We start from the raw sequence: 13,232 nt of genomic DNA, 5'->3' as shown, positions 1-13,232 counted from the left end.
CTATGAATATTGCAATTGTTACAGCCTGCCCAAGCGGTGTTGCAAACAGCATCATCGCTGCTGGCCTACTCGAAAAAGCCGCTGCCGCTTTAAACTGGACTGCTCATATTGAGTGCCAATCCAGTGTGCTTGACGGAAGTCAATTAACACAACAGCAAATTGATCAAGCTGATGTTGTGATTATCGCAGCAAACAGCGACGTCGACGATACTCGTTTTATTGGCAAGAAAGTATATCGCTCTGATATCAATGCGTGTACCCAAGATCCAAAGGCCTACCTAGAGAATGCCGTTACAGGTGCAACAGTGCTTGAATCGGCATCTGCACCGGCCACTGCCAGCGTAGCCCCTTCTGGTGCGAAAAAAATTGTTGCGATTACTGCTTGCCCGACTGGTGTCGCCCACACGTTCATGGCAGCAGAAGCGTTGGAAGAAGTCGGCGGTCGCCTTGGCCACCAAATTAAAGTTGAAACTCGTGGTTCAGTTGGTGCAAAAAACCAACTAACCGCCCAAGAAATTGCCGATGCTGATCTGGTGATTATTGCAGCGGACATCGAAGTTCCACTCGACCGTTTTGATGGCAAACCCATGTACCGTACCAGTACAGGTTTAGCGTTAAAGAAAACAGAGCAAGAGTTCGAAAAAGCGTTTGATAACGCGAAAACGTACCATCACAGCGCATCGCAAAATACATCTGATTCATCTGGAACAGAAGAGAAGAAAGGCGTGTATAAACACCTAATGACCGGGGTATCTCATATGTTACCCGTTGTGGTTGCTGGTGGCTTGATCATCGCCCTCTCCTTCGTATTCGGTATTGAAGCGTTCAAAGAACAAGGCACACTTGCGGAAGCACTAATGACCATTGGTGGTGGTTCAGCATTTGCGTTGATGATTCCCGTGCTCGCAGGTTTTATTGCATTTTCAATCGCAGACCGTCCTGGTCTTGCTCCTGGTTTGATTGGCGGTATGCTCGCAAGCTCAACAGGTGCGGGGTTCTTGGGTGGTATTGTCGCCGGTTTCCTTGCCGGTTATTCAGCAAAACTGTTGTCCGATAAAATCCAACTTCCGCAATCAATGGAAGCCTTGAAGCCGATTTTGATCATTCCGTTTTTGGCAAGTTTGATCACGGGTCTAGTGATGATTTATGTCGTGGGTGGCCCTGTGTCTGCGATCATGAACGCACTAACCACATTCCTTGAAAATATGGGTTCGGCCAACGCAGTTCTACTTGGTGTTATCCTTGGTGCGATGATGTGTTTCGACCTTGGTGGTCCAGTAAACAAAGCCGCTTACACGTTCGGTGTTGGTCTACTCGCATCACAAACCTACGCGCCAATGGCCGCGATTATGGCTGCAGGTATGGTTCCTGCGTTAGGTATGGGGCTCGCAACCTTCCTTGCGAAAAGCAAATTTGAAGCGAATGAACGTGAAGCGGGCAAAGCCTCTTTCGTACTTGGCTTGTGCTTTATTTCGGAAGGTGCAATTCCATTTGCCGCGAAAGATCCGGTTCGTGTCATTCCGTCTTGTATGGTTGGTGGCGCGTTAACAGGTGCACTTTCAATGCTGTTTGGTGCCAAACTCATGGCGCCTCATGGTGGTTTGTTCGTATTGCTTATTCCTAATGCGATTACACCGGTATTCATGTACATCATTGCTATTGCTGCAGGTACTGCGGTCACCGGCTTTACTTACGCATTTTTAAAACAGCGTGCAGTTAGCGATAAGCAAGCGGCTACCGCTTAATTATTTATGCCTCACCCTCAATTTGGCATTTGGGCCCTCCACTTCGGAGGGCTTTTTTATGCCATAGAACTAGTTGCATATATTTACATTCAATAATTTGCGCTGTTACACCAAGTTTTACAGGACGGCCTACGTAAAAACAAGATAATGTAGAAATACTACTAAGGGATTATAACAAGACGCAGAATGTCGAAAAAAGAGTACACTTTTATCACTGAATTTACGCTGGTATTCTTAGTGCTGGCGCTGCTACCTTCTTTATATTTTCTCAAAGCAGAGTCACGGGTTAGTGAACAGGTTGAACAAAACGTTAAACAACAAACTCAAAGTCAAATTGCATTTAGCCAGCGAGCATTAACGGGCAATTACGAAGCATTTTCTCAGACATTTAATCGACTAGCGCACAACGGCTTTGTGCATAATGCTCTTCAAACTCCCTCAAGTAACACCCTTAAGATGGTCGAAGATGTTTGGTTATTGGCCATTCGCAACCAATCCTTATACACCAACATTCGTTTGTTAGACGAGGATGGTAATGAATTGGTCGGTATCAATAATCACAATGGCTACAGTATCGTGGTTGCACAAACACAACTCGAAAATCAAAGCCACACGACTTTTTTCCAAAATGCGCAGCAGATCAAGCCGGGAGACAGCAGCCTTCACGCTTTAAAAGCTGACGACTCGCCAACAACCAACAATCGTGGTCCTCTACTCCAAGTCATTACACCGATCGATTTTATGCTCGAGCGCAAAGGCTACGTATTAGTCAACCTACAATTTAGCCATTTATTGGAAAGCGCCATGTTTGATCAGCAAGGAGCAACTCGTCCTCATGTGGTGGCAGACGATGGCTTGAATTTATTCATACACCAACCAAATACAACGGAACCCAACGCTGGTCTCAACCCATTGTCCATTCGCTCTCCCCTGCTTTGGCAGACTATGCAACAAAAAGCAATGGGTATGGTGTATGAGCATGGTTTTTGGACCATGTTCCATCAAGTTAAATTAGACCAATTTTCACCAGACATTACGCTGTATTTATATGAGAGTGTTGGCGCTAACGATTTAGCACCACTGATCAAATCAGAAGTCTCTGATTTAAAAATTCAGGCGACAGGCATCTATACATTGATATTTATGATGTCATTAGGCTTTGTTGTCTGGCATGCGCATCATGAGAAAAACAGTTTAGATAGCCGTATCGCGCGTGCCACGATGAATGGTATTTCCGCCGTCATCATCACAGATAGAGCAAATCGCATCGTGTCTATCAATGATGAATTCACCAAACTCAGTGGGTTTTCATTACAGGAAGTGAAAGGACGACGCCCCTATATGTTTGCTGCCAGTAAATACCCCCAAGAATTGTATATTCAAATCTGGAAAACACTCAAAAGGCGTGGGCTTTGGCAAGGCGAAGTCGTTAATGTCAAAAAAGATGGCTCGCTACTCACTCAAATTATGCGAATTCAGTCAGTTAAAGACTCCAACGATACCGTGCAATTCTACGTATCCTCGTTTGTTGATATCTCAGAACGTAAAGAGCTGGAACTCCGGCTTAGAGATCTTAGTGAAAAGGACACTCTTTGTAACCTATGGAATCGACGGAAATTTGATACTCAGCTTGATGACCATTGCCAAAGAGTCAAACGTTACCCGGAAAAAGAAACAACGTGCCTTGCATTATTCGATGTCGACAATTTTAAAAATGTAAACGATGAGTTTGGTCACGATGAGGGTGATAAAACGCTTCTTTACATTGCACAAATGTTATCCAAACACAGTCGTAAAGCCGATTTCGCAGCTAGAATTGGTGGAGAAGAGTTCGCGTTAATGATGCCTTATACCGATCTAGAGACTGCTTGTCGCGTGGTTGATCGAATTCGTTGCGTGATTCAAGACAACTATGTCAGAGAGACAACAGTCAGCGTTGGTGTCACGCAACTCTGTGTGTCGTCAGCTCATTCTTATAAACGAGCCGACCAGGCGTTATATCATTCAAAGCAGAATGGAAGAAATAAAGTGACATCTATAGAAAATGACACTCACTTGGTCACGGAACAGAGCCAAATATTGAGTGCTTAAGTTGTTTAAATCCCCCCGCTGTTGATTGGTTAGAAAACCAATGGGGCTACTAGAATGAAGTTGTATCGGTAACACCCATATTTTGCTTTCCGCCCAGCAAACCATGCATCGTTTCAGGGAGAATACTATGCAAGATACATTGACCGTCTTACTCGCCGGCGGCGTCGGCTCAAGATTGAGCCCGCTAACGGATGACCGAGCGAAACCCGCAGTCCCCTTTGGCGGTAAATACCGTATAATCGATTTTACCCTTACTAATTGTCTTCACTCAGGCCTCAGGCAGATCTTAGTCTTAACGCAGTACAAATCCCATTCGCTTCAAAAGCACTTGCGTGATGGCTGGTCTATATTCAACCCAGAGTTGGGGGAATACATTACGGTGGTTCCGCCACAAATGCGCAAAGGGGGTAAATGGTACGAAGGCACCGCTGATGCCATTTTCCATAATTTGTGGCTTTTAGAGCGCAGCTCAGCGAAGTACGTGATTGTCCTTTCAGGTGACCACATATACCGCATGGACTATGCCGCCATGTTGGAGGCGCATAAAGAAACAGGCGCTGAAATGACTGTCGCCTGTATGGATGTCGCTCGCGAAGAAGCGACAGAGTTTGGCGTTATGGCGGCCGATAGCTCAGGTCGCATTTCATCGTTTGTTGAAAAACCCGTTGACCCACCGTCAATGCCAAACAACCCAGAACGTAGCTTGGTCTCTATGGGTGTTTATATCTTTAATATGGACGTTTTAACCTCTGAACTACGCCGCGATGCCAAAGTAGAGAATTCAAAACATGATTTTGGTAAGGACATCATTCCCAAGCTACTGCCAAATGGAAAGAGTTTTGCCTACGAATTTGCCAGTGATAGAGGACGGGTTGCCAAAGACAGCTATTGGCGAGATGTGGGCACCATCGATGCGTTTTACGAAGCCAATATGGACCTACTTGAACCCGTACCACCAATGAACCTTTATCAAGCTGATTGGAAAATACGGACTTACGCCTCTCAAAATCCCCCTGCCCGCACAGTCTCCTCGGCAACCGGAAACGAGGGAATTTTTATTAATTCGATCATCTCCAACGGTGTGGTCAACTCTGGTGGCTCCGTTCAGCATTCTGTGATTTCGTCAAATGTACGTATCAATGACAGCGCAACCATCGTCGACAGTATTTTGTTTGATGATGTAGAAGTCGGTAACGGATGTCAGTTAGTGAATTGCATCATCGATAAACATGTAAAAATTCCGCCCCACACCCAAATCGGTATCAATCGAAACGAAGACGCGAAACGGTTTCATGTCTCAGAGAAAGGCATCGTTGTCGTTCCTGAAAGCTACAAGTTCGATTAAGCCAACAAAACTTAAAAAGGCCTTAGTTCAATACTGAGGCCTTTTTATATTAGTGCCGACGGCGAACACGATAGACATAGATCAGTTCATCGTGCAACTCACCACCTATTTCAAGGGATAAAGGCTCGACATCTTCAAGGTCAAATTGCGCTTTGTCTAAAATCGCACATGACGCTTCATTACCATCAGTAACGGTTGCTCTGACTTCCATAACCGGCAAATAGTGTTCGATATAACTGACTAACGCCATCAAAGCTTCGGTCCCCAACCCTTGATTTTGAAATTCTTCCAGTAGTAAATACCCTATTTGGACGCTGGTTTGATCATCATTTAATTGCAGTCCACATATACCTAGCCACTCTCCGGTCAATTTGTGGCTGATAACAAGACATAACCAATGCCCGTCTCCCCAATGCCATTCCACTAACCTTTCATCGAATCGAGCTCTAATTTCCACAAGATTTCGTTTGTCAGAGATATAACGAATAACCGCTTCGTCTTGATGCAAGCGTCGAAATAGCGACCAATGGTCCATTCTAATGGGGGACATTCTCAGACGTTGAGATTCGATATAGACCATATTTATCACTCTTATCTAAGTCTGAATTGTAAAAAAACACGTTATATCAGTAAGTTCTCATATGAGTAATTACTCAATATTAAGAACGATTAACTCTATTTATTGGATAAAGGTCAATACATCAGCTCAATTTAATTACCCGTATGTGTAGTAAAATCACATAATGCATGATGTTTTGTATATAAAACAAACCGATAGATAAGCAGATTCTTAATAACGATGGATAAAAACCATTGTGTTTGGTTTAGTGATTATTTTGAAAATAATCTAAATTCATTATCACAAACTCGATGAAATGCGTATGCGAAACAATACGTTTAATGTCAAAATAGTCGTCATTATTGATGTCGACTTTCTAGGGAAAAATAATGAAAAAGACGAAGCGGACAATGCCGGCTCATAAGCACATTGCGCTTGTTGCTCACGACCACTGTAAATCCGAGCTGCTGCGTTGGGTAAATGAAAACATTGAAAAGCTACAACGTCACTTTCTGTATGCTACAGGAACGACAGGGCATATGCTGAGCAAAGAAACGGGCTTAGCGATTAAAAGTATGATTAGCGGCCCTATGGGCGGCGATCAACAAATTGGCTCACTGATCTCTGAGGGAAAAATAGACGTGCTGATTTTCTTCTGGGATCCATTGAATGCCGTGCCTCACGACCCAGATGTTAAAGCGTTACTGCGAATCGCCAGTGTGTGGAATATTCCCGTCGCCACTAACCGAGCGACCGCTAAATTCCTATTTGCTTCTGACCTCATAGAACAAGAAGTGGATATTGAGATCCCCGATTATCAATCGTATCTATCTGAGCGCATCTAAACGTCACAGTGTGTATGTGTATCGACAAAGATAAGAAAGCCCGCATAAAGCGGGCTTTCTTATCTTTGCTTGCTCACCGGATAATTTTCCTCAAGCAGTTCTTTCACAAACACCGAACCAGACCCATTATACGTTACCCAAGCACGTTGTTTAGCTCGAGTTAATGCCACATAAAATAATCGACGTTCCTCAGCGAATTCGTAGTCGTCATTTCCTTGAGTTAAGGCGCCGTCCATATGTACGTTTTTGACTTTAGATGGAAATTGCCCTTCATCAACGGATAACACAAACACGTAATCGGCTTCTTTACCTTTACTCGCGTGACAGGTCATAAACTCGATACTCAGCTTAGCAAACTGTTTTTTCCAATCAGAAAGTAGATCCGGCTTATGGTAATGATTTCTGCCAAGAAGTAATACGCTCTTATCGTCTTTCGCTTTACGGTTGAGTTGGTCCAATACTTTTTCGATGCTATTTGTCGGCGTTAAGCATACCGATCGCTGTTTCTGCTGTTTATGACTCTTGAGCTCTTTAGGTAACTGATGCGGGTTGCACTGAATAAACCGGTTGGCGACTGCGCCAAGCTGGTCGTTGAACCGATACGTTGTATCCAAGTAATGAATCGTTGAATTGGGGAATCGGCGTGCAAAACCCGTTGTCAGGTCCACGTCCGAACCTGCAAATTGGTAGATAGACTGCCAATCATCACCGACGGCGAATAATACACAAGGCGTCTGTTGCTTTTTGTTTCGTTCACACAAGGCTTCGACCAAAGCCAGACGCTGAGGAGAAATATCTTGATACTCGTCGATCATGATAAATGTCCATGGCGGAATGAACTTACCACGCTTAACGTACTGGGTGGCACGAGTAATCATCACATTAAAGTCGATATGACCCGTTTCTTTTAGCATTTGCTGCCATGCCTGATAACACGGCCAAACCAAAGAAAGCTCACTATTTAAGCGCGTGTATTGGTCATGATTAACCAATTTCTCCTGAAGATCTTTTTTTCCTAGCCCCATCGCCGCGAGTTGCATTAGTTGGGTATCAAGCCAGGCAATTAGTTTTGGATTTTCGACTTGGCTGCCGAGCTCATCATCGCCAGCAAGGTACGCAATCGGCCATTTCGCCAAATGCTTTTGCCAACGTTTGAAGTTCGTTGGGGTCATCCAATGCTTTTTAAGCCAATCAATACACCAAGCATGCCGCTGATTATCATCAAGCGCGAGCGGTGAAATTGTGACTTCTGGTCCATCCACATGTTTTAAAATACTCAAACCAAGCTGGTGGAACGTATTGACGACAACCCCTTCCGCACTCATACCGATACGCTGTTGAAGACGATCACTCATTTCAGACGCAGCATCTCGTCCAAAGGCAAGCATTAAAATTTGGTTCGACTGAGCAAGGTGACTTTGTAACAGATAAGCGACGCGCGCCATCAGCACGCTGGTTTTTCCAGAACCTGCGCCCGCGAGCACAAGGTTGTTATCGTCGTTAAGTAACACCGCTTGTTGCTGAGAAAGATTAAGTGGCGAAGACTCGAGCTGGGAAAACAACACTTCCCAGTTACTGCGCTCGCGCTCAATCCACTCGTCATTGCGGGCTTTCAGTGTTTGGTCTGTATGCTCTATCCAAGGCAACATTGGCGTAATACGTTCAGGAATACGATTGCAAGCTTCTTCGAGTGACATATTCATCAGTTCAAAGTCACGGTATAGCAGCTTAAGCCATTTCTCTACCTGTGAGTGCGATAGAAAAAACGGCAGGCGACGCAAACGGTAAAGCTCTTGCTCCCACTCAGGTAAATATTTATTGAGTTGTTCGCATTGGCGTGTATGCCAATGCTCATAACGTTCCAACGCATACTGTGCGAAGCGTTGACTCTCTTCCCAATTAAAACCTTGTGCCATCCAAGCACGCTGAATGTTATTGGATTCCGTATTGGCAAAAAACTGTAATCCCGTCCATATTAAACCGCGTTTTACCTTAATTTTCCCATTCCAGACATTAAATGGAATACGTTCTTCATAGCGGTCGGAAGCAATAACCAGTACATCATGATCAAGCTTGACCTGATGGTACTCATTTTGAATGAAAAACTTTGCAGTCTTATTGGCACTTAGCTGCATTGTTACTAGCCTTTGTTTGCAATTATGGCCATCATAGCCTAACAAAAAAATAATATGAAAAATTTATGTCAATCATTGACTGAAAATTCATTCCACTTACAGTATTGTTTCTTTATCTGGATCAGAACGTTACTATACAACTCAAGTAATATCATTGATTGCCCATTTATCACTTCAAGAAGCTAGCGACGCGTGCAAATATCCAAACAAATTCGTCTTTACTGGTCAAACCGAGCCGTCAACTACAGTATTCTGATACTGGTTACTTTAGCGGGTATTGCCATTCCTGCTTGGTACTTCCAGCTTAACTCACTGATCATCCCGTTACTGCTGGGCGTGATCGCGGCGGCTTTGGCTGAAAGCGATGACAGCTTCACAGGTCGGCTAAAAAGCATCACCTTAACGCTACTTTGTTTCGCTATCGCCACGTTTTCTATCGAAATTCTTTTTGATCATCCGCTGCTATTTGCGCTGGGATTGGCCGTTTCGACTTTCGGGTTTATTATGCTTGGCGCCATCGGCCCACGTTATGCAAGTATCGCTTTTGGCTCGCTTCTGATCGCAATATATACCATGCTTGGGGCTCATCAGAGCACAGATTTGTGGGTCCAGCCAACGATGCTATTGATTGGCGCTGGGTGGTACTACTTAATCTCGATGATCTGGTACCTAATTTCTCCACTTCAGCCAGTGCAACAAAGCTTAGCTAACGTCTATTCTGCGTTGGGCGATTATCTGGAAGTAAAAAGTGAGCTATTTCACCCGGTAACTAACTTGACGCCTCAGCCGCTGCGTTTAAAAGAAGCTGCACTCAATGCCGCGACCGTCACTGCGCTTAACTTGTGTAAAATGACCTTTCTCAATCGCTCTAAACGGGGCCACGTTGATAGCACCAGTGACCGGTTTCTATCCATATATTTTCTGGCTCAAGATATCCATGAGCGAGCAAGCTCGACACATTACCGTTATCAAGAGTTAGCCAATCACTTTGAGCGCTCTGATATTTTATTCCGCTTCAAACACTTAATGAGCTCTCAAGCGCAAGCTTGTCGTGATATTGCCGCATCAATTCGTTTAGGGAATGCTTACGAACACAGTGATGTCAGTGCGCTCGCTCTCGAAGAAGTACACAATGCTTTAAGCCATCTTCAGCAGCAACATAAACCTGAATGGCGTCAGTTGTTGGCTCAGCTCGGTTATCTGTTTAACAATTTAAGTACTGTTGAGCGTCAATTGAGTAACGTCAACAATCCGGATGTAAATCAACTTGAAGAAGGTCAACTTGACGATACAGAAGCACATACACTCAAAGTGATGTGGGGGCGAATCCGAGCTAATCTCAATAAACAATCGTTACTCTATCGTCATGCTGTAAGGTTATCCTCTGCATTAGTTGTAGGGTATGGAATCATTCAAGGCTTTGGATTAGAACGCGGCTATTGGATATTACTAACAACCCTGTTCGTTTGTCAGCCAAACTATAGCGCTACGCGGCAAAAGCTGGTCGCACGTATTATTGGCACCTTGGCAGGCTTGCTGATTGGTGTACCACTGCTGACGCTCTTTCCTTCCCAAGAGAGTCAATTGGTTATAATTGTTATTTCTGGGGTTTTATTCTTTACAACTCGGTTAAACAACTATGGCTACGCCACGGGGTTTATTACGGTCTTTGTCCTATTTTGTTTCAACCAGTTAGGCGAAGGATTCGCGGTCGTATTGCCCCGTTTAACGGATACCTTAATTGGCTGTGCACTGGCAGTTGCTGCGGTGGTCTATATTTTACCTGATTGGCAATCAAAGCGGCTACATAAAGTCATGGCCGACTCTATTCTGACCAATAAAGACTACCTAGCTCACGTCATTGGCCAATACCGTATCGGTAAAAAAGACAGCTTGAGCTATCGTATTGCTCGTCGTCATGCCCATAATTCTGATGCGAACTTAACGACAGCAATCAGCAGTATGTTGGCAGAACCGGGGCGATACCGTTCAGCGGTTGAGGAAAGTTATCGTTTTCTTTCACTTAACCACGCTCTGCTAAGCTACATATCCGCGATTGGTGCGCATAGAACTCGCATTGATGATAAGCAAACTCATCAATTAGTATTAGATACTCATCGAGTTATCCACCACCATTTAGACATCTTGGGTCAACAATTAGAGCAGCACAGTCCCGATTGCGATACGAGCGAGATTGACGACCCTGGTTTAGAAAGTCGGTTGGCCGAATGGCGCGATGACGACGACAGCTCAGCACGGATGGTACTTCAGCAACTCTATCTCATTTATCGTATGTTACCGGAGCTGCACTCTTTGGCCAGTAAACTAGCCGCACGCGTCGAACAATCTGAAGAAGAAAAGGCGAAAAAACGAAAGTATGAGTCTTAAAATTAACATCACCAAAGCCTTACAGTGATTGACATTGCCCAGACAATTGTAAATAAGACAAACCTTACACTGAGTTAAGTCATTCATTGTAAGGTACACAATATGGGTCAGGCATATTCAATTAGTGCAGATTACCACACCAAAAATGTGGATCCTGCTTTGATCAACGGTTCTCAAATGCTTGAGAAGCTTAAATCTCAACTGAAATATCTTTCGCCATCTCAGCTAGAGTCTTTAAAAGGTGAAATTAATCATCAACTTAAACCAGAGTGTGATGAGTTGTTATCATCAGAAGAACTCGATTTAATCAGAACGTTGTTTGCTTAACGGTTCACTGATAATGGATGAGTGAAACCGTTGGCTAGATTTTATTGATTATTTTTTCACCACAAAGTACACTCTAATCAATTAGGAGTGTTTCTATGTCGATATCATCTATCCCCGCGGGTTATTCAATTCTTGATCAGTCTAACAAAATGGCTGAAAGTGCTGCGCGTGATATTCAACAAATCGCTTCGACTTCCCCCTCATCTAAAGACACCGAATCTCTCACCGTTACAGCGCCGGAGGAGGACGCTGCTCAAGACAAAAAACCGTCGATGATAAGTTCATATACTGATCCCCTCATCGAGCTCAGTCAGGCATCCCAATATAGTCGTGTCGGTACAAATGTCATGCAGCGCGATCAAGAAATGCTCGGCAGCTTATTAGATATTCACATCTGATTGACACCCTATATTAATGCCCAACTCTTTCTTGGCTGATTCATTATTACTTCGTAAAATATCCCAAGCTTGAAGTAAATAGCATTGCGATTTCCCCCTTAGCCGTTATTATCCCTCGATGCTGTTTATAAACCATTTTCTATGCCTAAATTAAATCTGTCTCAAACTGCTGAATATCCGATTTGGGATGCTCAACATACACCCCGTTACGCGCCTGACCATAAAGATCTTCCACCCAGCGCCACCACAAACTTAGCCATGATTGAAAAACGCTGGCAAGCGCTCAGCAGTAGCGTGGATAAGCGGATACTGCTTGACACACAAACTGAGCAAACACACGGGCTGTATAAACGAAATATCGAACATTTTATTGGGACGGTAAAAGTCCCGGTGGGTATTGCAGGCCCGCTACGTATCAATGGAACACATGCTCAAGGTGATTTCCGAGTGCCTTTAGCCACTACAGAGGCTGCGTTAGTTGCGTCCTATGCTCGCGGCTCAAAAATAATGACAGCCGCTGGCGGTGCAAATGCGATGTTGATCAATGAAGGGGTTACTCGCACTCCCGTATTTAGCTTTGAAAACGTTTCTCAGGCTGGTCAATTTGTTGCCTGGGCTGTCACCCAATATGAGCATTTTAAACAGCTCGCTCATAGCACCACACAACATGGTCAACTAAAAGATATCAATGTTCACATCGAAGGCAATCGTACCTATCTCGTATTTGAATACTTGACCGGCGATGCCAGCGGTCAAAATATGGTCACCTTCGCCACCAACGCTATCTTTGAATATATTGTCAGCCAAAGTCCGATCGTTATTTGTTCGGCGTATCTTGATGGCAATTTATCTGGAGATAAAAAAGCCAATAGTCATACTATGCGTAGCGTACGCGGTAAAAAGGTAGTCGCAGACATCACCCTACCCGCAGATTTTATTAGCCGTTATTTGCATACCTCGGTGGATGAAATGGTTGAATTTGGTCAAATGACGACGACTGGAGCGCTAATGAGTGGTGGTATTGGCGTAAATGCGCACTATGCCAATGCGCTGAGTGCGCTTTACATTGCCTGCGGTCAAGATGCTGCCTGTGTCGCGGAATCAGCAATCGGCATCACACGAATCGAAAAAACAGCCAAAGGTCAACTTTATGCCTGCGTAACCTTACCGAACTTAATGGTGGGTACCGTTGGCGGTGGAACCGAACTTCCTAGTCAAAAAGCGTGTTTAGATATTTTGGGGCTAGCGGGTAGCGGAAAAGCGAAAGCGCTCGCTGAAGTAGCGGCTTCGCTGTGTCTCGCTGGCGAACTATCTATTGTCGGCGCGTTTTGCGCAGGTCATTTTTCTAAGGCTCATCGCAAACTCGCTCGCCGCTAGTCCTAATTGCTCACTAAAAACC

Annotated in this window: 10 protein-coding genes; 8 read left to right on the top strand and 2 right to left on the bottom strand. The window is 44.4% G+C overall.

Features of this window, described 5'->3' with window-relative positions; genetic code table 11:
- The first annotated feature begins 2 nt into the window (after positions 1-2).
- The 3 genes from fruA to glgC all read left to right on the top strand — a co-directional run bounded on the left by fruA (position 3) and on the right by glgC (position 5,181).
- The gene (gene fruA, locus ACFFUV_RS17675; protein WP_390195298.1) at positions 3-1,745 is read left to right on the top strand and encodes a PTS fructose transporter subunit IIBC; all 1,743 of its coding nucleotides are present in this window, start codon (positions 3-5) and stop codon (positions 1,743-1,745) included.
- A gap of 186 nt (positions 1,746-1,931) precedes the next feature.
- Positions 1,932-3,836: a sensor domain-containing diguanylate cyclase gene (locus ACFFUV_RS17670; RefSeq protein WP_390195296.1), complete on the top strand. Its 1,905-nt coding sequence runs from the start codon at positions 1,932-1,934 to the stop codon at positions 3,834-3,836.
- A gap of 103 nt (positions 3,837-3,939) precedes the next feature.
- On the top strand, positions 3,940-5,181 hold the full coding sequence (gene glgC / locus ACFFUV_RS17665) for a glucose-1-phosphate adenylyltransferase (protein WP_390195294.1): 1,242 nt from the start codon (positions 3,940-3,942) through the stop codon (positions 5,179-5,181).
- Positions 5,182-5,230: 49 nt separating this feature from the next.
- Here the strand turns inward: glgC and ACFFUV_RS17660 are convergent, their stop codons facing one another.
- Entirely contained in the window at positions 5,231-5,731 is a 501-nt protein-coding gene (locus ACFFUV_RS17660; RefSeq protein ID WP_390195291.1) for a GNAT family N-acetyltransferase, read from the bottom strand.
- 398 nt (positions 5,732-6,129) lie between these two features.
- Here ACFFUV_RS17660 and ACFFUV_RS17655 point away from each other — a divergent pair, with 398 nt between their 5' ends.
- Positions 6,130-6,585 (top strand): methylglyoxal synthase, encoded by a 456-nt coding sequence (locus tag ACFFUV_RS17655; RefSeq protein WP_390195289.1) that lies wholly within the window; start codon positions 6,130-6,132, stop codon positions 6,583-6,585.
- A gap of 59 nt (positions 6,586-6,644) precedes the next feature.
- Here ACFFUV_RS17655 and helD read toward each other — a convergent pair whose 3' ends face one another.
- Entirely contained in the window at positions 6,645-8,720 is a 2,076-nt protein-coding gene (gene helD / locus ACFFUV_RS17650; RefSeq protein WP_390195287.1) for a DNA helicase IV, read from the bottom strand.
- A gap of 192 nt (positions 8,721-8,912) precedes the next feature.
- Between helD and yccS the strand changes: the two genes are divergently transcribed.
- From yccS to ACFFUV_RS17630, 4 genes are all read left to right on the top strand, one after another.
- Complete coding sequence (gene yccS, locus ACFFUV_RS17645; RefSeq protein WP_390195285.1) at positions 8,913-11,108, top strand: YccS family putative transporter; 2,196 nt, start codon at positions 8,913-8,915, stop codon at positions 11,106-11,108.
- A 102-nt stretch (positions 11,109-11,210) separates the two neighbouring features.
- Positions 11,211-11,435: a hypothetical protein gene (locus ACFFUV_RS17640; RefSeq protein ID WP_390195282.1), complete on the top strand. Its 225-nt coding sequence runs from the start codon at positions 11,211-11,213 to the stop codon at positions 11,433-11,435.
- A gap of 95 nt (positions 11,436-11,530) precedes the next feature.
- Positions 11,531-11,833 (top strand): hypothetical protein, encoded by a 303-nt coding sequence (locus ACFFUV_RS17635; RefSeq protein WP_390195280.1) that lies wholly within the window; start codon positions 11,531-11,533, stop codon positions 11,831-11,833.
- A 141-nt stretch (positions 11,834-11,974) separates the two neighbouring features.
- Positions 11,975-13,210: a hydroxymethylglutaryl-CoA reductase gene (locus ACFFUV_RS17630; RefSeq protein ID WP_390195278.1), complete on the top strand. Its 1,236-nt coding sequence runs from the start codon at positions 11,975-11,977 to the stop codon at positions 13,208-13,210.
- The last annotated feature ends 22 nt before the right edge of the window (positions 13,211-13,232 follow it).

Source organism: Vibrio olivae, assembly GCF_042428525.1.
GTDB classification, from domain to species: Bacteria; Pseudomonadota; Gammaproteobacteria; order Enterobacterales; family Vibrionaceae; genus Vibrio; species Vibrio olivae.
Note: the sequence above shows the minus strand (reverse complement) of the source record. Positions and strands in the feature narration are given on the sequence as shown.